This window comes from Bradyrhizobium sp. 521_C7_N1_3 (assembly GCF_052075975.1).
GTDB classification, from domain to species: Bacteria; Pseudomonadota; Alphaproteobacteria; order Rhizobiales; family Xanthobacteraceae; genus Bradyrhizobium; species Bradyrhizobium japonicum.
Genome location: NZ_CP197232.1, coordinates 926,465 through 947,170, shown reverse-complemented (window position 1 = coordinate 947,170; position 20,706 = coordinate 926,465). Strand labels below are relative to the sequence as shown.

The 20,706-nt window shown below is 64.1% G+C and carries 16 protein-coding genes; 10 read left to right on the top strand and 6 right to left on the bottom strand.

Going from position 1 to position 20,706, the window contains the following annotated elements:
- The first annotated feature begins 87 nt into the window (after positions 1-87).
- Positions 88-654: a PAN domain-containing protein gene (locus tag AB7008_RS04370; RefSeq protein ID WP_014498537.1), complete on the top strand. Its 567-nt coding sequence runs from the start codon at positions 88-90 to the stop codon at positions 652-654.
- Between the two features lie 27 nt (positions 655-681).
- On the opposite strand, the gene AB7008_RS04365 is transcribed toward AB7008_RS04370, so the two are convergent.
- Positions 682-915 carry a hypothetical protein gene (locus AB7008_RS04365; RefSeq protein ID WP_304492597.1) on the bottom strand — a complete coding sequence of 78 codons (234 nt, stop codon included), beginning with the start codon at positions 913-915 and terminating at the stop codon, positions 682-684.
- 205 nt (positions 916-1,120) lie between these two features.
- Here AB7008_RS04365 and AB7008_RS04360 point away from each other — a divergent pair, with 205 nt between their 5' ends.
- A complete protein-coding gene (locus tag AB7008_RS04360; protein WP_039158310.1) occupies positions 1,121-3,637 on the top strand; it encodes a glycogen/starch/alpha-glucan phosphorylase in 2,517 nt (838 codons plus the stop codon).
- A 94-nt stretch (positions 3,638-3,731) separates the two neighbouring features.
- Positions 3,732-4,547, top strand: coding sequence for an acyl-CoA thioesterase (locus AB7008_RS04355; protein ID WP_028159986.1), 816 nt, complete (start codon positions 3,732-3,734; stop codon positions 4,545-4,547).
- A 216-nt stretch (positions 4,548-4,763) separates the two neighbouring features.
- On the opposite strand, the gene AB7008_RS04350 is transcribed toward AB7008_RS04355, so the two are convergent.
- The 3 genes from AB7008_RS04350 to AB7008_RS04340 all read right to left on the bottom strand — a co-directional run bounded on the left by AB7008_RS04350 (position 4,764) and on the right by AB7008_RS04340 (position 10,068).
- Complete coding sequence (locus AB7008_RS04350; protein WP_028160583.1) at positions 4,764-6,380, bottom strand: phosphoenolpyruvate carboxykinase; 1,617 nt, start codon at positions 6,378-6,380, stop codon at positions 4,764-4,766.
- Positions 6,381-6,663: 283 nt separating this feature from the next.
- On the bottom strand, positions 6,664-9,255 hold the full coding sequence (locus AB7008_RS04345; protein WP_304492580.1) for a CHAT domain-containing protein: 2,592 nt from the start codon (positions 9,253-9,255) through the stop codon (positions 6,664-6,666).
- 78 nt (positions 9,256-9,333) lie between these two features.
- Complete coding sequence (locus AB7008_RS04340) at positions 9,334-10,068, bottom strand: HugZ family protein (RefSeq protein ID WP_441258500.1); 735 nt, start codon at positions 10,066-10,068, stop codon at positions 9,334-9,336.
- Positions 10,069-10,309: 241 nt separating this feature from the next.
- Here AB7008_RS04340 and AB7008_RS04335 point away from each other — a divergent pair, with 241 nt between their 5' ends.
- From AB7008_RS04335 to AB7008_RS04315, 5 genes are all read left to right on the top strand, one after another.
- On the top strand, positions 10,310-11,011 hold the full coding sequence (locus tag AB7008_RS04335; RefSeq protein ID WP_008542552.1) for a response regulator transcription factor: 702 nt from the start codon (positions 10,310-10,312) through the stop codon (positions 11,009-11,011).
- Between the two features lie 117 nt (positions 11,012-11,128).
- Positions 11,129-12,931: a sensor histidine kinase gene (locus AB7008_RS04330; protein WP_028160585.1), complete on the top strand. Its 1,803-nt coding sequence runs from the start codon at positions 11,129-11,131 to the stop codon at positions 12,929-12,931.
- The gene (locus tag AB7008_RS04325) at positions 12,928-13,452 is read left to right on the top strand and encodes an HPr kinase/phosphorylase (protein ID WP_441258499.1); all 525 of its coding nucleotides are present in this window, start codon (positions 12,928-12,930) and stop codon (positions 13,450-13,452) included. Before AB7008_RS04330 ends, AB7008_RS04325 begins: the two co-directional genes overlap by 4 nt.
- 133 nt (positions 13,453-13,585) lie before the next feature.
- Positions 13,586-13,987 (top strand): PTS sugar transporter subunit IIA, encoded by a 402-nt coding sequence (locus AB7008_RS04320; protein WP_007597752.1) that lies wholly within the window; start codon positions 13,586-13,588, stop codon positions 13,985-13,987.
- Complete coding sequence (locus AB7008_RS04315) at positions 13,984-14,301, top strand: HPr family phosphocarrier protein (RefSeq protein ID WP_014498546.1); 318 nt, start codon at positions 13,984-13,986, stop codon at positions 14,299-14,301. The genes AB7008_RS04320 and AB7008_RS04315 overlap by 4 nt, the downstream gene beginning before the upstream one ends.
- A gap of 7 nt (positions 14,302-14,308) precedes the next feature.
- Here AB7008_RS04315 and AB7008_RS04310 read toward each other — a convergent pair whose 3' ends face one another.
- Positions 14,309-15,934, bottom strand: a complete 1,626-nt coding sequence (locus tag AB7008_RS04310; protein WP_441261183.1) for a glycosyltransferase family 39 protein — start codon at positions 15,932-15,934, stop codon at positions 14,309-14,311.
- Positions 15,935-16,060: 126 nt separating this feature from the next.
- Here AB7008_RS04310 and lepA point away from each other — a divergent pair, with 126 nt between their 5' ends.
- Positions 16,061-17,872 (top strand): translation elongation factor 4, encoded by a 1,812-nt coding sequence (gene lepA / locus AB7008_RS04305; RefSeq protein WP_028160588.1) that lies wholly within the window; start codon positions 16,061-16,063, stop codon positions 17,870-17,872.
- Between the two features lie 355 nt (positions 17,873-18,227).
- Here lepA and AB7008_RS04300 read toward each other — a convergent pair whose 3' ends face one another.
- Positions 18,228-19,817 (bottom strand): winged helix-turn-helix domain-containing protein, encoded by a 1,590-nt coding sequence (locus AB7008_RS04300; protein WP_441258498.1) that lies wholly within the window; start codon positions 19,815-19,817, stop codon positions 18,228-18,230.
- Positions 19,818-20,552: 735 nt separating this feature from the next.
- Here AB7008_RS04300 and AB7008_RS04295 point away from each other — a divergent pair.
- Positions 20,553-20,705: a hypothetical protein gene (locus tag AB7008_RS04295; RefSeq protein ID WP_304492574.1), complete on the top strand. Its 153-nt coding sequence runs from the start codon at positions 20,553-20,555 to the stop codon at positions 20,703-20,705.
- Position 20,706: the final 1 nt, after the last annotated feature.

Sequence of the window (20,706 nt, the reverse complement as noted above, 5' to 3'; positions counted from 1 at the left end):
AGCCGTTCATCGCCCGTACAGGTTTGCGGCGATCAAATGACCGGCTGAAAAAACCTGAGCGCCGTCAATAACTCGAAAGCTGTTCCGATGGGGAAGGGCCGCCTGCGCGGGGCCGTCATGGCAAATGTCGTGGCCTGCGCCACGTTGCTTTTGCTCGTGTTTGCGAGCGTGCCTGCGCGCGCCCAGACCGCGTTCGACCGGCCCGGCGGCGACTATTTCAGCTCGCCGGTGACGTCAGGCGACCCTGAGGATTGTGCGCTGCTCTGCGAGCGCGATCGCCGCTGCCGCTCCTGGAGCTTCAGCTATCCCGACGTCGAAGGCGGCTCGGCAGTGTGCTGGCTCAAGAACACGGTGCCGCCGCGCGTCCCGGGCAGCTGCTGCATCTCCGGCGTGCGTGGCGCCGGCGTGATCGAGCCGCGGATCGAAGGCGTTGAAACATCGATCGACCGCCCCGGCGGCGACTTGCGCAATTTCGAGATCAAGGACGGCGAAGGCGAAGAGGCCTGCAAGGCCGCCTGCATCGCCGACAACAAGTGCCGCGCCTTCACCTACTCCCGTCCCGGCTACACCGGGCGTGAAGCGCGCTGCTTCCTGAAAAAGGAAATCAAGCCGCCGCGCCGCAAGGCGGGCTTCACGTCGGGCGTGGTGCGATAGCGTGCGGTGAATCCAGCAACCCGCTCCTCAATTCGCTGCCGACACCAGCCTGTCCCCGCACACATTCGCGTAGAACTTGCCGCCGCATTGGCGCTTGATGGCAGCGCAGCGCACTGCGGGAGACGCATTTTCCGGAACGCTGAAGCCGCAGCTCAGGCCGTCGGCACCGCGGCCCGTCTTGCCGGCGGCAAAGGCGGCGCTGGAGGCGGTGATGCAGACGACGAGGAAGGCCGCGGCGGCGATTTCGATCAGCAATCTCATGGGCGTTTCCTCCACACTGATGGCCGAATCTGCCCTCAATCTAGCACCGAATCCGCAGCTCTCCGTACGCTTCCGGGTTCCCAAATCGGCCCGTTCCTTGCATAAATTTACGCCAGCGCAGTGCACGGCCGCGCCAGCGATGGTTCCGGTGCAGGGGCAAGACGCGTAGAGTTAGTGGTGTTCTCGCGACCAGGAAGTGACGGCCTTGCAAGATCAATCGTTCCAGCCAAGTTTGCCGGCCTCCGGCCAGCCCATCGACGAACTCGCGCTGGCTGACGTCAAGGGCGCGATCCTGGCGAAGCTGCGCCTTGCCATCGGCAAGGATGCGGGCATGGCGACCAAGCACGACTGGTACCAGGCCGCAGCGCTCGCGCTGCGCGACCGCATTGTGCATCGCTGGCTCACGGCCGAGAAGCACAGCTACGATGCGGGACGCAAGCGCGTCTATTATCTCTCGCTCGAATTCCTGATCGGCCGTCTCTTCACCGACGCGCTGAACAACATGGGGCTGCTCAAGATCTTCGAGGTCGCGCTCGGCGATCTCGGCGTATCGCTGCCTGAGCTCCGCAAATGCGAGCCGGATGCCGCGCTCGGCAATGGCGGCCTGGGGCGGCTCGCCGCCTGCTTCATGGAGAGCATGGCCACGCTCTCGATCCCCGCGATCGGCTACGGCATCCGCTACGATTACGGCCTGTTCCGCCAGATCATCAATCAGGGCTGGCAGCAGGAATATCCGGACGAATGGCTGAGCTTCGGCAATCCCTGGGAATTGCAGCGGCCCGAGGTGATCTATCACGTCCATTTCGGCGGTGGCATCGAGCATGTCGACGACAAGGGCCGGGACCGCGCGATCTGGCATCCGGCCGAGACCGTGCAGGCGATCGCCTATGACACGCCGATCGTCGGCTGGCGCGGCCAGCACGTCAACGCGCTCCGCCTGTGGTCGGCACGCTCGCCCGATCCGTTGAAGCTCGACGCCTTCAACAAGGGCGACTACGTCAGCGCCAGCGCCGAACAGTCGCGCGCGGAAGCGATCTGCAAATTCCTCTATCCGAACGACGAGAGCCCGGCGGGCCGCGAGCTGCGGCTGCGCCAGGAGTATTTCTTTGTCTCCGCCTCGCTGCAGGACCTGGTCAATCGTCACCTGACCTCCGACGGCCAGCTTCGCAGCCTCGCGATGAAGGTCGCGGTCCAGCTCAACGACACGCATCCGAGCCTCGCCGTCACCGAGCTGATGCGCATCCTGGTCGACCTGCACAATTTCCGCTGGGACGAGGCCTGGAAGATCACGGTCGCGACGCTGTCCTACACCAACCACACGCTGTTGCCCGAGGCGCTGGAGACCTGGCCGGTCGAACTGTTCGAGCGGCTGTTGCCGCGCCATCTCGAGATCATCTACCGCATCAACGTGCAGCATCTCGCGCTGGCCGAAGCGCGCGCCCCCGGCGACATCGATTTCCGTGCCTCGGTTTCGCTGATCGACGAGAGGAGCGGACGCCGTGTGCGCATGGGCCAGCTCGCCTTCGTCGGCTCGCACCGCATCAACGGCGTCTCGGCGATGCATTCGGACCTGATGCGCGAGACCGTGTTCCACGATCTCAACCATCTCTATCCCGGCCGTATCACCAACAAGACCAACGGCATCACCTTCCGCCGCTGGCTGATGCTGGCGAATCCGAAGCTGACCGACCTCTTGCGCGAGACCTGCGGCGAAGCCGTGCTCGACGATCCGACCCAGCTCTCGCTGATCGAAGCCCGCGCCAGCGACGTCGAATTCCAGAAGAAGTTCCGCAGCGTCAAGCTGCACAACAAGACCGCGCTGGCGCGCCTGATCGGCGAGCGGCTCGGCATCAAGGTCGATCCGACCGCGCTGTTCGACGTGCAGATCAAGCGCATTCACGAATACAAGCGCCAGCTCCTCAACATCATCGAGACGGTGGCGCTGTACCAGGCGATGAAGGACGATCCCAACGGCAACTGGGTGCCGCGGGTGAAGATCTTCGCCGGCAAGGCGGCGGCGAGCTACCGCTACGCAAAACTGATCATCAAGCTGGTCAACGACGTCGCGGAGGTCGTCAACAACGATCCCGCGATCGGCGGCAAGCTCAAGGTCGTCTTCTTGCCCGACTACAATGTCAGCCTTGCGGAGGTGATCATTCCCGCCGCCGACCTGTCCGAGCAGATCTCGACCGCCGGCATGGAGGCCTCCGGCACCGGCAACATGAAGCTGTCACTGAACGGTGCCCTCACCATCGGCACGCTCGACGGCGCCAACATCGAGATCCGCGACCATGTCGGCGCGGAGAACATCGCGATCTTCGGCATGGAAGCCGGCGACGTGATGATCCGCCGCAAGCAGGGGCTGGATGCCTCCGACGTGATCCGCAATTCGCCAAAGCTCCAGCGCGCCATCAATGCGATCGGCACCGGCGAGTTCTCGCCCGGCGATCCGGGCCGCTTCGAATCCATCGCGCACGCGCTGCGCTATCTCGACCACTACATGGTCAGCGCCGATTTCGATTCCTATTACGAAGCGCAGCGCAGCGTCGACGCACGCTGGCAGGTGGCGCCGGCCTGGACGCGCGCCTCCATCCTCAACGTCGCGCGCATGGCCTGGTTCTCCTCGGACCGCACCATCCGCGAATATGCCGAGGAGATCTGGAACGTGCCGGTCAATCCGACCACGCCGCTGCTGCCGGATCTGCGCGACGTTGCAGGTTGATTTTCCACGACGCGAAATCGACTATCCCAGAGGTAATTGCACAAGCCGGCGGCGGACGTGGTATGACGTCCGTCATTGAAAGCCGGATTAGACAATGCACGCCAAGCTCCCGCATCCCTTCGACGACGCCACACGCATCAGCGCCGGCGACTCCAGCTGGCAGGGACACACCAGCGACGATTACTGGGCCTTTGTCGGCCCGTTCGGCGGCGCCACGGCCGCGACCATCCTGCGTGCGCTGATCGACCATCCGCAGCGCGCCGGCGATCCTCTGGCGCTGACCGTCAATTACTGCGCGCCGATCGCGAAGGGGCCGTTCGATCTCGACGTGCGGCTGGTGAAGGCCAATCGCTCCAGCCAACATTGGAGCGTCGAACTGTCGCAGGGCGGCGGCGAGGTCGCGACGCTCGCCACCGCCGTGTTCGCCGAGCGCCGGCCGTCCTGGGAGCACAGGGTGGCGCAATATCCGGACGCAAAGCCGTTCGAGCAGACGCTGCCCTTCCCGAAAATCGCGGCGTCCTGGGCCAACCAGTATGAATTCCGCTTCGTCGAGGGCGAGATGCGGATCGGCCCACCGCAGACCGAGCTCGCTGGCACCTATTCCAAGCTCTGGATCGGCGACCGCACGCCGCGCAAACTCGACATGCTGTCGCTGATGTCGATGTCGGACGCCTTCTTCGGCCGCATCTTCCACGCGCGGCGCGAGCTGGTGCCGTTCGGGACGGTGTCGTTGACGACCTACTTCCACACCGACGCGGAAGAGCTCGCGGCCGAAGACATCACCCGCGTGCTCGCAACCGCCGATTCGAAGATCATGCACAAGAGCTACGCCGATCAGAACGCGGAGCTGTGGTCTCCGAACGGCAGGCTGCTCGCGACCACCACGCAGATCGCGTATTTCAAGGCCTGAGGCGCTCTTCCCCTCTCCCCTTGTGGGAGAGGGTGGCTCGTCGCGAAGCGACGAGCCGGGTGAGGGGTCTCTCGCCGCGAGCGCGTCTCTTCCAGCTGAACGCGCGGATACAACCCCTCATCCGGCGCTTCGCGCCACCTTCTCCCACAAGGGGAGAAGGAAAAAACAAAAAGGGCGGCCTCGCGGCCGCCCTTTTGCGTTTCAAACGATACGACGTTACTCCGCCGCAAGCTTCACGTCCGGCGCGGCCGCGCGCACTTCGGCGTCGACCTGGGCTTCGAACTTGGCAAAGTTCTTCTGGAACATGCCGACCAACGCGCGGGCGGTCTTGTCGAACTCGTCCTTGTCCTTCCAGGTGTTTACCGGGTTCAGGATCTCGGCCGGCACGCCCGGCAGCGCGGTCGGGACCGCAAAGCCGAAATATTTGTCAGTGCGGAATTCGACGTTGCGAAGCGAGCCGTCGAGCGCAGCGGTGAGCAGCGCGCGCGTCACCTTGATCGGCATGCGCGAGCCGGTGCCATACTTGCCGCCGGTCCAGCCGGTGTTGACCAGCCAGCAATCGACATTGTGCTGGGCGATGAGGTCGCGCAGCATGTTGCCATAGACGCTGGGGTCGAGCGGCAGGAAGGGCGAACCGAAGCAGGTGGAGAATTCCGGCTGCGGCTCGTTGCCGAGACCGCGCTCGGTGCCGGCGACCTTGGCGGTGTAGCCGGACAGGAAGTGATACATCGCCTGCGCCGGCGAGAGCTTTGCGATCGGCGGCAGCACGCCGAAGGCGTCGGCGGCGAGCATCACCACGTTCTTCGGCTGCGGCGCGCGGCCGGTGCGCGAAGCGTTCGGGATGAAGTCGAGCGGGTACGCGGAGCGCGTGTTCTCGGTCTTGGAGCCGTCGTCGAAATCGACGACGCGGGTGTCCTCGTCGAGCACGCAGTTCTCGAGCACCGCGCCGAAGCGCGTCGACGCCGCGTAGATCTCGGGCTCGGCTTCCTGCGAGAGCTTGATGCACTTGGCGTAGCAGCCGCCCTCGAAGTTGAAGACGCCGTTCGGACCCCAGCCATGCTCGTCGTCGCCGATCAGCGTGCGGTTCGGATCGGCCGACAGCGTGGTCTTGCCGGTGCCTGACAGCCCGAAGAAGATCGCGGTGTCGCCATTGGCGCCGACATTGGCCGAGCAGTGCATCGGCATCACGCCGCGCTCGGGCAGATAGTAGTTCAGCGTGGTGAAGACGGACTTCTTCATCTCACCGGCATAATAAGACCCGCCGATCAGGACGATCTTGCGGGCGAAATCGATCGCGACGACGTTCTCCGACTTGCAGCCGTGGCGCTTGGGATCGGCGCGGAAGCTCGGCATGTCGATGATGGTGAGCTCCGGCGTGAAGCTCGACAGCTCGACCGCCTCGGGGCGGATCAGCAGCGTGCGGATGAACAGCGAGTGCCAGGCGAGCTCGGTGAACACGCGGGTCTTGATCCGGTAGGCCGGATCGGCGCCGCCATAGAGGTCCTGCGCGAACAGGCTCTTGCCTTCAGCGTGCTTGAGGAAGTCCTGGTAGAGCGTCTCGAACTGTTCGGCGGTGATCGACTGATTGCCCGCCCACCACATCTTCTTGTCGGTGGTGGCGTCACGCACCGTGAACTTGTCCTTCGGGCTGCGGCCGGTGAACTCACCGGTGTCGGCGCAAAGCGAACCGTCAGCCGACAGCACCGCCTCGCCCGCGGAAAGCGAGTACTGGTAGAGTTGTGGCGCGCCGAGGTTCCAGTGAACCCGTTTGAGATTCTTTAAGCCGAATTTGTCGGCACCGAAGGCACCGTTGCGCACGCCCGTCTCTTGCACGAAAAATCCTCCTAGAACCCGCGACACTCAGCGCGACCAAGCTTTGGCGCCATCGCGGTCACCGTGAATTACAGGCCGTCCGGCCTCGGTTGAACGACGTAATAATGGTGAACGCTGGCGTTGCCAAGCCGATCCCGCAGGATTTGGTTTATTCAAGGACCGCGCCAAACGTCGCGCATGTCAGCCCTGTGCGGGTGCATCAAAAAATCACGAATGATCGCGCAACCAAATGCGCAATTCCGCGTTTCCTGTGGTTATTGCGACGCACAATCGCAGGACCGTCCTATCGTACCTCGCCTTCGCCGATGAGCGCGAACGGGCCCCACATCGCGGGATAGGCGTTGCGCGGTGACGAGGTGTCATCGACGTACGTTAACATCGCGCGGCGCAAGGCTTCGGCGCGGCCGATTTTTGGTTCGTTCTTGAGCAGTTCGAAAGTCGACGTGGTCAAGCGGGTGGCAGCTTCCGAATCCACGGCCCAATGCGAGACCAGCAGCGCGCGTGCACCCGCGTAGAAGAACGAGCGCGCCAGTCCCGACAGCGCCTCGGCGCCGGGCTTGTCGCCGGCGATGGTGTTGCAGGCCGACAGCACGACCCAATCCGCGTTGAGCTTGAGCTGAGCGACTTCACTTGCCGTGAGCAAGCCGTCATCCAGCTCCGTCGGCCGATCGGGAATGGAGAGCGCAAGCGAGGGCTCGCCCAATCCCTTGATATCGCCGGCGACGAGACCGTGGGTGGCAAAGTAGATGATGCTGTATTGAGCAAGCGCTGCACGCTTCAGCGTCGTTTCGCTGGCATCGCGGCCGAGATGGATGTCGGTCTCGGCCGCGCCGACATCCTTTGCCACCGCGTTCAACTCGTCCGCGGTATCCGGCAGTTGCGGCAGCGCCTGCGCAAGCCGCGCGCGATCGACGCCGGCACCGCGCCAAAAATCGCTATAGGCAATTGTTGCAATGTTGCGTGCAGCGACCTTGCCGCTTGCGGCGCGACGATCGGCCGGCCCTTCCAGCGCAGGATTGAACACGGGATCGCCAAAGCCAGTCATCGGCTTCACGCCCTGCTCCCGACGCGCGACGGCACGCAACGATTTGAGGCTGACCACCGAGGGCAGCACCGACACCGCCTGACGCCGCAACAGCCAGGCGGCGCTGCGATAGCCTTCGAGCGTGTCCGGGATCGCAGCTTGCGGCGTCTCTGTGACGAGCAGATGAAACGGCAACGCCGTCAGCGCAGCCGACGGCACCACCAGCAGGTTGCGCTTGTCCTTCGTCAGCGCTTCGACCGGGCCGAGCAACGCGACATAGAGCTCGTTGGCGAGCCCGAGATCGAACAAGCCTGATTTACCGGAGGCGTCGCGCGCCTTGCCGACATCGAGCCCCTTGCGGAAGGCAGTCACCTTCCGCGTCAGCGCGTCCGCGCCGAGCGGAATCTCCTTCCAGTCGACGCCTTCGCGCGTGATCGCGACGACATAGCTTTGCCTGTCGACGACGGAGTACAGCACCATCGCTTCGTCGGGTGACAGCAAGGGCTGGATATCCTTGACCGCCAGCGGCAGGGGATTGGAGAGCGACGCGTAGTCGGGGAACTCGACCGCGAGCGTCTTCTGCAAGCCCGTGCGCTCGTTCGCTATCGCCGCGATCCGCACCCGGCTGCGCTGCTCGGCCGCGACGTCGCGCTGGGCGGATTGCTTCGACACTGCGGCGATGATCGCCTTGTCGAGCGCCTCGGACTCAGCTGCAAGATCCTGGTCCCGGCGCACGAGTTCGGCCAGCCGGTCGCTGCCGGCAGCAAGGCGCACGGCCAGCTTGTTCACGGCGGATGCGGCGGAGGATTGCGTGCCGCGCTGGATCGCGGCGAGCGCCTCGTCCAGCGCCTTGTCGTCAGCCAGCAGATGCTGCTGTCGCGCGGCGAACAGAACCGGCAGCACGACGCACAGCTGCGCTCGATTGGTCGCAAGCGTCTTTTCCGCGAGCGGCAGCGCGTCGGCGTTCCGCCCGGAGACGTAGAGGAAATAGGCCAGATTGCTGGTCGAGGTCGCAACGTCCGGATGATCGGGACCGAGCGCACGTTCGCGGATCGACAGCGCACGGCGATAGAGCGGCTCCGCATCGGCATAGCGCCGCTGGTGCTCGTAGAGACCGGCGAGATTGTTCAGCGAGCGCGCGACGTCAGGATGGTCCGGTCCCAGCACCTTTTCGCGGATCGTGAGCGAACGCCTGATCGGCGCCTCGGCATCCGCATCCCGGTTGAGGTCGCGGTCGAGCTGGCCGAGATTGTTCAGGAGCGTCGCGACCGCCGGATGCTCGGGACCACCGGCCTTCTGGTAGATCGCGAGCGCGCGTTGAAACAACGGCTCGGCTTCGGCCTGACGCTGCTGCTTGACATAGTATGTGGCGAGATTGTTGAGGGACTGACCGACGTCGGGATGCTCGCGCGACAGCGCCTTCTCACGAACGGCGAGCGCACGCTTGAACAGCGGCTCGGCCTCTGCAAAGCGGCTCTGCCTCTGATAGAGCGCGGCGAGGTTGTTCAGCACCGGTGCGATCTCGACGCTGTCGAGACCGGTCCCCTTCTCCATCAGTGCGATGGCGCGCTTGTAGAGCGGCTCGGCCTGGTCGTCGTGGCCCTGGTCGGCGTAGATCTGCGCGAGGTTGTTGAGCGCGCCCGCGAGATCACGATTGTTGGTGGTCTTCTCGAGAGACGCCACCATGGCCTGCGCCAGCGGCAGCGCCTCCGAATATTTGCCGGCGCTTCGGAGTGCGTTGATCCGCGCGCTCTCCGCGGCGAGACCTTTCTGGGCAAAACAGGGCGTGGCAAGCGATGCGGTGATCGCGAGCGCCAAACCCGCAACCAGCGTCAAACGACGGCGTATCATGAACCCTCTCGCTGCCGACTTCGAACCATTACGGTCTTGGGTCGCAGCGATGGGGGGCAGCGTTCAAATCGTTGCGCGCTAGTCCACCTTCGCGCGCGCTTCGCCAGCAAGGCGGACCAGCATCTTGCGCAGCGCCGTGCCGTCAGTCACCCGCTCCGGGAAGTCCAGCCGCAGCGCAGTCTGGCCATCCTGCATGTCGAGGCCCTCGGGGTCGCAGCCGGTGCAGCGCCAGTCGCCCTCCGCCGCGCCGAGGAGTTTTGTTGCATAGAGGCCCATGGCGTCGCGGTGGTCGGCATTCATGTGCGCGACCGCCCCCTCCTCCGCCGCCAGCAGATCCTCGGCACCGGCAAGGCCCGTCAGGAACTGCTCGGGCTTGAGATCGACGATGCGGCCGAAGCCGGCGACCAGATGGGTTCCCGTGGGCCGGATTCTGAAGAACGAGAAATCCTTAAACGAAACAAACGCTTCGGCGGATGGATGGGCATTGAGATACCGCCGCTGGAGCAGATCCTTGTCGGCATCGGCCTGTTCCGCCCGGCCGGACAGCATGATTCGGGCGCCCTCCAGCGGATCGCCGGCCGCGCGCTCGTCCAGCATCAGGGAGACCCGGTGATCCGCCAGGATGTTCCTGGTGTGCACGGCCAGGCCCGAGATCAGCAGGATCGGCGAGCCGTCGGGGTGGCTCGCCAGATTGACCAGGGAGCAATAGGGATCTCCGCTGCCGGCCATCAGCGTTGCCAGCGCCCCCTGGCGCGAGCGCCTGAGCAGGGATTTGGCGAGCTTTCCGGGGTCGAAATCAGGGGTCGGGTGCATCGGCTTTCTCGGGTCAGGTGGTTGCAAGAGAGGTCTTTTTTCGGGTAAACGGGGGTCAGGTTATGGGTCGAAACGCGGCGAATCTGCCGCGCTTCGTGGAACTTGGTCACACTTCAGCCCAGCTTGCATTGCTCGGTGACAAGGTTCGACCGCCGACTTCGGCACCCATGTATGCGGCGCATCAGTGGATTGCTCGCCGTTTTAAGCCACGACCCAAACGGAAAGCAGAAAGCAGAGGCTCATGCCCACAATCGCTTTGGTCGACGATGACCGCAACATTCTCACATCCGTCTCGATCGCGCTGGAGGCCGAAGGCTACCGCATCATGACGTACACCGACGGCGCCTCCGCGCTCGACGGTTTCCGCACCACCCAGCCCGATCTTGCCATCCTCGACATCAAGATGCCGCGCATGGACGGCATGGAGACGCTGCGCCGCCTCAGGCAGAAATCCGACCTGCCGGTGATCTTCCTGACCTCCAAGGACGAAGAGATCGACGAACTGTTCGGCCTCAAGATGGGCGCCGACGACTTCATCCGCAAACCGTTCTCGCAGCGCCTGCTGGTCGAGCGCGTCAAGGCCGTGCTGCGCCGCTCGGCGCCGAAGGACCCGACCGTCGCGCCGAAGGAGAACGATGCCAAGGCGCTCGACCGCGGCCTGCTGCGCATGGATCCCGAACGGCACACCTGCACCTGGAAGAACGAGCCGGTGACGCTGACCGTCACCGAATTCCTGATCCTCCAGGCGCTGGCGACCCGGCCCGGCGTGGTGAAGAGCCGCAACGCGCTGATGGACGCCGCCTATGACGACCAGGTCTATGTCGACGACCGCACCATCGACAGCCACATCAAGCGGCTGCGCAAGAAGTTCAAGGTGGTCGACAACGAGTTCGAGATGATCGAGACGCTCTACGGCGTCGGCTACCGCTTCAAGGAAGCCTGAGGGTCGCGCGCCTTCACGAAAGACTGAGAGCATCGCCTGTTCTCGTTCCATCGGGACCGGGATGGCTCTAGGATGCGGGGACCCTTCGCACGAGATGTCCTAACGCGGGCGTAAGCATTGCTTGACCGAACGCAGCCTGACGAGAACCAGAACGCCGGGGATGTCGCGCCCGACGGCGTTCTTGAGCACGTCGCCGACGACAAGCCGGCCGCGCAAGGCTGGCGTCCGCTGTCCTGGCTGACCCGCGCCGGTCAGTATTTCTTCGCGCTCTCCTTCTCGAGCCTGACCCGCCGCATCGTCTCGCTCAACCTCGCCGGCCTCGTCGCGCTGGTCGCGAGCATTCTCTATCTCTCGCAGTTCCGCGCCGGCCTGATCGACGCGCGTGCGCAGAGCCTGCTGGTGCAGGCCGAGATCATCGCCGGTGCCATCGGAGCGTCGGCGACCGTGCAGACCAACGCGATCACGGTCGATCCTGACCGCCTGCTCGATCTGAAGCTCGGCGACAGCTATGGCGAGTCCGACGATTATTCGGCGCTGAATTTCCCGATCAGCCCGGAGCGCGTCGCACCCGTGCTGCGCACGCTGATCTCGCCGACCAAGACCAGGGCGCGGATATTCGATCCCAACGGGACGGTGCTGCTGGACAGCCGCGACCTCGAGAACGTGCTGATCTTCCCGTTGCCGCCGCCATCGCAGAAGCCCGGCGTGATCGAGCGCGGCCTGACCTCGATACGGCTCTGGATCAACCGCGGTGACCTGCCGCTGTATCGCGAGCTCGGGCGCGAGAACGGCAATGGCTACTCGGAAGTGAGCGATGCGCTCCAGGGCCAGAAGCGTTCGATGGTGCGGGTCAATTCGCGCGGCGAGGTGATCGTCTCGGTCGCAGTCCCCGTGCTGCGCTCGCGCGCCATCCACGGCGCCCTGATGCTGTCGACGCAGGGTGACGACATCGACCAGATGGTCACCGCCGAGCGCCTGGCGATCCTGAAGGTCGGCGGCGTCGCTGCCGCGGTCATGATCATGCTGTCGCTGCTGCTCGCCAGCACGATCGCAGGCCCGGTGCGCCGGCTCGCCGACAGCGCCGAGCGCGTCCGCCGCCGCATCAAGGCCCGCATCGAGATTCCCGACTTCACCCGGCGTCGCGACGAAATCGGTCACCTGTCCGGCGCGCTGCGCGACATGACCAGCGCGCTCTACAGCCGCATCGAGGCGATCGAGATGTTCGCCGCCGATGTCGCGCATGAACTGAAGAACCCGCTGACCTCGCTGCGCTCCGCGGTCGAGACGCTGCCGCTGGCCCGCAACGAGACCAGCCGCGCGCGCCTGCTCGAGGTGATCGAGCATGACGTCAAGCGGCTCGACCGCCTCATCTCCGACATCTCCGACGCCAGCCGCCTCGACGCCGAATTGCAGCGCCAGGATGCGGTCCGGGTCGATCTCCGCCGCCTGCTGACGACGCTGGTATCCGTCGCCAATGAGACCAAGCTCGGCCATGACGTCGCGGTCGAAACGCGCTTCGAGGGCCGCGGCGCGAACGACACGTTCTCCGTGACCGGCCACGACTCACGGCTCGGGCAGGTGGTCTCCAACCTGCTCTCCAACGCGCAATCGTTCTCCGAGCCCGGCAGCAAGGTGCGCCTCACCTGCCGCCGCGTTCGCTCCGAGATCGAGATCGTGGTCGACGACGACGGGCCCGGCATCCGCGACGACGCGCTGGAGCGCATCTTCGAGCGCTTCTACACCGACCGTCCGCACCAGGGCTTTGGCCAGAACTCCGGCCTCGGCCTGTCGATCTCCAAGCAGATCGTCGATGCCCATGGCGGACGCATCTGGGCCGAGAACCGCCCGGGCCCTGTGGACGAGGACGGAGCGCCTACGGTTGCGGGCGCGCGTTTCGTGGTGAGGCTGCCGGCGCTATGAGCGACGGCGGCCCCAGTGTTCACGCCTCCGCAGTCAAGGTCGGGACTCTGGCGGTGCTGATCCGTGGCCCCTCAGGCTCCGGCAAGTCGCGCCTTGCCTTCGATTTGATCATGGCGGGACGCGCCGGCGTGGTCGAAAGGGCCATTCTGGTCGGCGATGACCGTGTCCATCTGGCGACAGTCGGCGAGGAAATTGAAGTCCGCCCCGCCCCGCTGCTGGCCGGCCTGATCGAGATCCGGGGACTGGGAATCCGCCGCTGCGACTTCGTGGAGCATGCGACCGTCGGCCTCGTGGTCGATCTAGACGCTGCCGACGCGGAACGCTTGCCAGCGGCGGAATCGCTGAAAACAAGCATTTTCGGTGTCGAAATACCGCGAATCCCCGTCGGGCGCGACTATTCGCCCCTCCCTTTGGTTGTTGCGGCCTTGACCACTACCAAGAGTTCATCTTCCGTTAACCCTTCAGGCGATTGTTTGAAGGGAAATGGTAACCATATGAACCCCACTATCGCGACCGAATAGACCGGCGCACCTCCCCTCATCCATCCGTCTAGATTCAGGGAGATACGCAACATCCCCTCTTGCGCGGGGGCTCTGGATGGTCAAAGTGGCGCGTTCGTGCGGTGCACCAAAAGCGCCCGCGAGGAGTTTTCCGATGATTGGTCTAGTACTTGTGACCCACGGGCGCCTTGCCGACGAATTCAAGGCAGCGCTTGAGCATGTCATGGGCCCACAAAAGCAAATCGAAGCGATCACGATCGGTGCAGAAGATGATTCCGATCTCTGCCGAAGCGACATCATCGAGGCGGTCAACCGCGTCGATTCCGGCGACGGCGTCGCGATCCTCACCGACATGTTCGGCGGCACGCCGTCCAACCTTGCAATATCCTGCATGAGCCGGCCGAAGGTCGAAGTGCTCGCTGGCATCAATCTTCCCATGCTGGTGAAGCTTGCCAAGGTGCGCGAGGAGCGTCCGCTGCCCGACGCGATCGCGATGGCCCAGGAAGCGGGCCGCAAATACGTCACCATTGCCAGCCGCGTGCTCGCCGGCAAATGAGTGACGACGCGCCGCAAGCCGGGACCGGCGTGCCCGCGGGCGCGATCTCCAAGGAGCTCCTGATCATCAACAAGCGCGGCCTGCATGCGCGGGCCTCCGCGAAGTTCGTCCAGGCGGTCGAGCGCTTCGACGCGCAGGTGTGGGTGACGCGCGGCGGCGAGACCGTCGGCGGCACCTCGATCATGGGCCTGATGATGCTGGCCGCAGGACCAGGCACGACGATCACGGTCGCCGCCGCCGGCACCGAAGCGGAAGCCGCGCTCGCGGCGATCACCGAGCTCGTTGAAAGCAAGTTCAACGAGGAAGGGATTTAATCCTCGGTCACTTCGCCGGCGGGGCGATGTAGATATTCCAGCTCATCGCCGGGCCGGCCTTGCCGTGGGTGAAGCGGCGCGTCGTCATCACGATGCGCTCGGCGTTGGGCGCGATCTCCGAGACCCATTTCTCGAACGCCGGCAGGCGGCCATCGGTCGGATCGAATACGCCGATGAAGCCATACTTCCTGGCATCCTCGCGCGACGTCAGCCCGGAATCCCAGGCCTCTAACGGCAGCAGCGCGGACGGATGATCCGGGCTGTAGAACACCAGCGGCTGGATCTGTTCCATCGTGCCGGCAACAACGGCCCAGCGCGAGCCGAAGCGGGTGTGCCAGGCCTGGGTCAATTCGCGCGCGAGCTCCGAGCGCGCGCCGTAGATCTGTGCGTTGCCGGCATTGGCCGCCATCTCGCGCGCGGCGATCCAGGGCGAGGCGGCGAGCGTCGCGACGCTGAGCACGAGCCAGATCGCGGCGATGTTGAACAGGGCCGCGCTCTGCACCCGCAGCGCCGGGATCGCGACCAGCGCCAAGGGCACCAGGAAGAACAGCGAGATGCCCCAATCGGTCTTCATGTAGATGCTGAAGGCCAGCGCGCCGAGCGGCGGGCCGACCGCGACGATGATCTGGATGATCCAGACATTCAGCGCCTGCGCAACATTGACGCCGGGATTGGCGCCGCGCCCCCAGGCGCGCGTGACGATGCGTAACGGTGCGCGCAGCAGCAGCGTGAACCAATGCGGCACCAGCGCCATTGCGAGCGCGGCCAGCGCCACCGGCAGCGCCAGCAGCGCCAAATTATGCAGGGCGTAGCCCGCCACGAGCTGATGGACCTGGCGGCTGTCATCGAGGCTGTAGGTATCGCCGGCATAGGTCAGCGGCACGAAATGCACGCCCGCAAGCCAGACGAAATGCGGGATCATCGCCACGACCATCGTCGCGATCGCCACCCACGGCGCCGGCGACAGCAGGAATCGCAGCCGGTCGGGATGGATCAGCGCGGCAAGGCCGATGGCGCCGATCATGGTCAGCACCCAGTATTTGGTCATCAGCGCCAGCGCGCCGGCGAGCCCGAACCAGATGCCGGACTGCCAGGTCCGCTTCTCGAAGGCGTTGAGATAGGCGAGCACGAGCAGCGGCAGCGTGACGAGCTGGAGCAGGTCGGCGTTGTACTTGAAGCCCTTGAAATTGAAGATCGGGTAGAGCGCGACCATCACCACGACCAGGAACGCACGCCGTGCATCCACGACGCGCAAGGCGACCAGCCAGCAGATCACCATGCCGATGCCGACCGTCGCCATCGCCAGTGCATAGGTCGCCCAGTCCGCCGCCGGGAACACCCTGAACCAGAGGCCCGCGACCCAGCCCGACAGCGGCGGGTGCTTGCCATAGCCCCAGAGGAATTTCTGGCCCCAGCCCCAGGCTTCTGCGACGTCCATGTGAACGTCCTGCGCTGCCTTGAGATTGATCAGGATGAAGGTCCAGAGCACCGCATGCAGGATGGCGAGCTGGATCACCAGCCAGAGCCGCGCTTCGGGCCGGATCGCGCAGGCGACCAGCCAGGCCCGGAAGCGGTTGAAGCTCACCCGGGCTTTTGCGCGTGTTCGGGCGGAGGGGATCGAGGTCGTGGACATGAGCCTGGACATGGGCCGTTGCGTAGCGCGTTTTGGGGCCTCGTGGAATCAGCTTGGCGTGAAGAAAGGCCCTGAAAATACAGCAATATGGTTGCCGCACGGGGATGTGAGTGGTATCCCGCGCCCATGACGACCGTCCCCATTTCCAACATCCGCAATTTCTCCATCGTCGCCCATATCGACCATGGCAAGTCGACGCTGGCCGACCGCCTGATCCAGATGACCGGCGGCCTCACCGACCGCGAAATGGCGGGCAAGGAGCAGGTGCTCGATTCCATGGACATCGAGCGCGAGCGCGGCATCACCATCAAGGCGCAGACGGTGCGCCTCGCCTACCGCGCCAAGGACGGCAAGGACTACATCTTCAACCTGATGGACACGCCCGGCCATGTCGACTTCGCCTACGAAGTCTCGCGGTCGCTGGCGGCCTGCGAGGGTTCCCTGCTGGTGGTCGACGCCAGCCAGGGCGTCGAAGCGCAGACGCTCGCCAACGTCTACCAGGCGCTCGACAACAATCACGAGATCGTCCCGGTCCTGAACAAGGTCGACCTTCCCGCGGCCGAACCCGAGAAGATCAAGCAGCAGATCGAGGACGTCATCGGCATCGATGCCTCCGACGCCGTGATGATCTCGGCCAAGACCGGCCTCGGCGTCCCTGACGTGCTGGAGGCCATCGTCACCCGCCTGCCGCCGCCGAAGGGCGACCGCGACGCGACCTTGAAGGCGCTGCTGGTCGACAGCTGGTACGACGTCTATCTCGGCGTGGTCGTGCTGATCCGCGTGGTCGACGGCGTCATGAAGAAGAACCAGCGCATCCGCATGATGGGCACAGGCGCGGCGTATGACGTCGAGCGCGTCGGCTTCTTCACCCCGAAGATGGAGCAGGTCGACGAGCTCGGCCCCGGCGAGATCGGCTTCATCACCGCGGCGATCAAGGAAGTCGCCGATACCCGCGTCGGCGACACCATCACCGACGACAGGAAGCCGGTCACCGAAATGCTGCCGGGCTTCAAGCCGGCGATCCCGGTGGTGTTCTGCGGCCTGTTCCCGGCCGACGCCAATGACTTCGAAACACTGCGCGGGGCGATGGGCAAGTTGCGCCTCAACGACGCGAGCTTCTCCTACGAGATGGAAACCTCGGCTGCGCTGGGCTTCGGCTTCCGCTGCGGCTTCCTCGGGCTGCTGCACCTCGAGATCATCCAGGAGCGGCTGTCGCGCGAGTTCGACCTCAACCTGATCGCGACCGCGCCAAGCGTGATCTACAAGATGCACCTGACCGACGGCCAGGAGATCTCGATCCACAATCCCGTCGACATGCCCGACGTGGTCAAGATCGCCGATATCGAGGAGCCCTGGATCGAGGCCACCATCCTCACGCCCGACGAATATCTCGGCAGCGTGTTGAAGCTGTGCCAGGACCGCCGCGGCGCGCAGAAGGAGCTGACCTATGTCGGCTCCCGCGCCATGGTGAAGTACGACCTCCCGCTCAACGAAGTCGTGTTCGACTTCTACGACCGCCTGAAATCGGTCTCGAAAGGCTACGCCTCGTTCGACTATCACCTGACCGACTACAAGGTGGCCGATCTCGTCAAGATGCAGATCCTGGTCAACAACGAGCCGGTCGACGCGCTGTCGATGCTGGTGCATCGCACCCGCGCGGAGGGGCGCGGCCGCGCCATGGTCGAGAAGATGAAGGAGCTGATCCCGCCGCACATGTTCCAGATCCCGATCCAGGCGGCGATCGGCGGCAAGGTGATCGCGCGTGAGACGGTGCGCGCCCTGCGCAAGGACGTCACCGCCAAGTGCTACGGCGGCGACATCACGCGCAAGCGGAAACTTCTGGAGAAGCAGAAGGAAGGCAAGAAGAAGATGCGGCAGTTCGGCAAGGTCGACATCCCGCAGGAAGCCTTCATTGCCGCGTTGAAGGTCGACAGCTGAGGCGAATGCTCAGGCCGCTCCGGGCCTGACGGGATCGGGGCCCGGCCCGACATATCGGAGGCCGGCAAAACAAAATTCGCGAAAACAACCCCATGCACGGTAGCCGGGCCCTTGTCGGCATTGGGATTTTTCGATTTTACGAAATCGATTTGACCCGTCGGGCAAAACACCGGCAGAATGTCATCATGGCAGCGGGTGTAAGGCAGACGAGCATCAGCACGCACCATCTCGACCGCTGGTCGATCGGCGGCCTCTGATTTCGATATCCAGGCGCCACATCGGTGACGGCGCGCGTCGGACCCGTAAACCGACCAAGCGCTTCTCGTCGAAGACCGCTTCTAACCCAAGTCGGACATCAGCCCTCGGGCACCCCTGCCAACCGCATGCCCTCATAGACGCGCTCACGCCTGGCGAGGTAACTCGGATTGTCGCTGTATAGGTTAGCGCGGAAGCGACGAATGGTGAAATTTGGTTGGAGCGTCAATCCGGCCTGCGCAACAGCGCGCGCCTCATCCAGCTGCCCGACAAGCGCCAGTGCCGCAGCGAGAAAAAAATGCGTGAAGGGAAAATTCCGGTTGGCCTGAATGCTGCGCCGCAGCCATGCGACTGCATCGGCATCGGCACCGAGCCAGAACTTGGCGAGGCCCATGACCATCATCCACCGGTAGGCAAAGGTGTCGCGAGGTGAGAGGCGGAGCGCGTTATGGATGTGGGCCTCGGTTTCCTCAGCGCGACCAAGATGAAACTTGCCACGACCGATCCAGCCATGAGCGTTAGCCAAATTTCGATCCAACGCCAACGCCCGCTCGCATTCGGCAATCCCTTGGACTGCGCGGAATGTGAAAATATACACCACGCCCAGATACATGTGAGCCTGCGCGTGCTGTGGAGCCATTGACAGAGCCTTGTTTAGCGCCGTCTCGGCCGCCGCGAGGGACGCGGCTCGGTCTTCGGTAAAGAAGTTAACGCCCATAGAGTAGTCAACTATGGCCGTTCCAACCAGTGCTTCGATACTGCCAGGATCAAGCGCCAAGACGCGTTCGAAAAAGCCACGCGCTTGCGTCAGGTGCTCGAGGGTCACTCCCTTGTTTAAGTGAGCGATGCCCTGGAAATACAAATCCATCGCGTCGGGACGTACAGAGTGTTCTGCCCGTCGGGCCTCAATTTCAACAAGCTGGGCATCCAGCGTGTTGGCTAACCGCGACACGATTTCGTCCTGCATGTCGAACAGATCAGCGATGGGGTTGTCGAAACGCTCGGCCCATAGGTGGTTGCCACTTTCGGCATCGACAAGCTGCACGTTCACCCGAAGCCAGTTCCCACTGCGCTGCACGGAGCCTTCGAGCACGTACCGGACGTTCAACTCGCGCCCGATCTTCCTGAGGTCGACTGCTTTATCCTTGTACGTGAAGGCGGTGTGTCGGCCGATCACGAATGAACCGGAGATGCGCGACAAATCCGTGGTCAAACTCTCGGTGACGCCGTCGACGAAATAGCCTTGCTCGGGATCTCCGCTGAGATTAGCAAACGGCAGCACAACAATGGAAAGGCGATGTGCTGAAGATGACGTCTCTGCAGTCACGCCACCACACGTCGCCGAACCAGTCTGCTCGGCCGGGCTCCCCTGTGTTTCTTCCTGCACGGCTCCAACGAAACGGAAACCTTTGCGCGGCAGCGTCTTGATCAGAAGCTGCTTCTCACCGGTGTCGCCGATCGCGCCTCGGACTGCATTGAGACGCGTCGTCAATGCAGCATCAGAGACGGAGCGGTTGTCCCAGATGGCGCGGATCAGATCGTCCTTGCTGACGACGCGCTCCCTGTTGCGGATCAGGTAGTCGAGCAGATCGAAGACCTGTGGCGCGAGAGGGATCATCTCGGCGCCGCGACACAGCTCACGCCGGTCTGTGTCAAATGTGTAGTTCTCGAAGAGATAGCGCACAGCCATTCCCCTCGTGGCGTTGCTCGCTGAGGGACGTCAACCACGCATAAGCTATGCCGCCGACAGGCAAAATGTAAGCCGCTCAAGGTGGTGATTGTCTGCTTCTGGCCCGTCAGCGAAGTGGCGACACCTTTCATTGAGGTCCGCTTGGTGGGGTAGAGCGGACTGATTTTGCTCACGCTGGGTTCTTCGCATTTTGCCCCATCGCCGACATCACTCCTCCGGTACTCCGGCGATGTACAATCCTTTGACCATTCGTTTGGCTCCTGCAACGAAATTGGCACCGCAGCCGCGCACTGGAACGTTTCTGAGGCGACGGATCGTAAATGTTGGATCAAGGGCAAGTCCAGTTTGGCGGCCACGTGCGCCGCGCGTAAGGGTGCGAAGCGGCACTTCCGACCCGCCAGCGACGTGGCGCGATTGCCCCAAAGGAAACTCCTCAACTGGCCGCGAACCCGCAAAGAGAGCTATGGGCGATTTCGTCGTCGCCTCGGATGAAAGCGTCTTACGTAACAGGTTCGATACTGTTGGTCGCCGGCCAGTTCACGAGGTGAGACCATGGCCGCCGCGTCAAAGCTAGCACTTGATTTCCTGCTGCGACGGGCGACAATGACGTCGCGCCAGCTTCCGGTACCGAACTCCATATAAGACGGGGAAAACCCGCACGGCTGCGGCTATACCGTTGCTGCGCGGGAGGGATCGTTATGACGGTAGGGTTCAAGCGCTGGCTGCGGCGCCGACATGATCCAGGCCGCCGGTCGTATCGCCGTTACGATTGGGAGCGGTGCAATCGTGCCGCTGCACCGCGAAGAACCCACCCTGGTTGGCGGCGAACTCGCCACCCCGGCGCTGCAAGTGGAACACCACCAAATGATCATCGAGCCAATGCATTGAG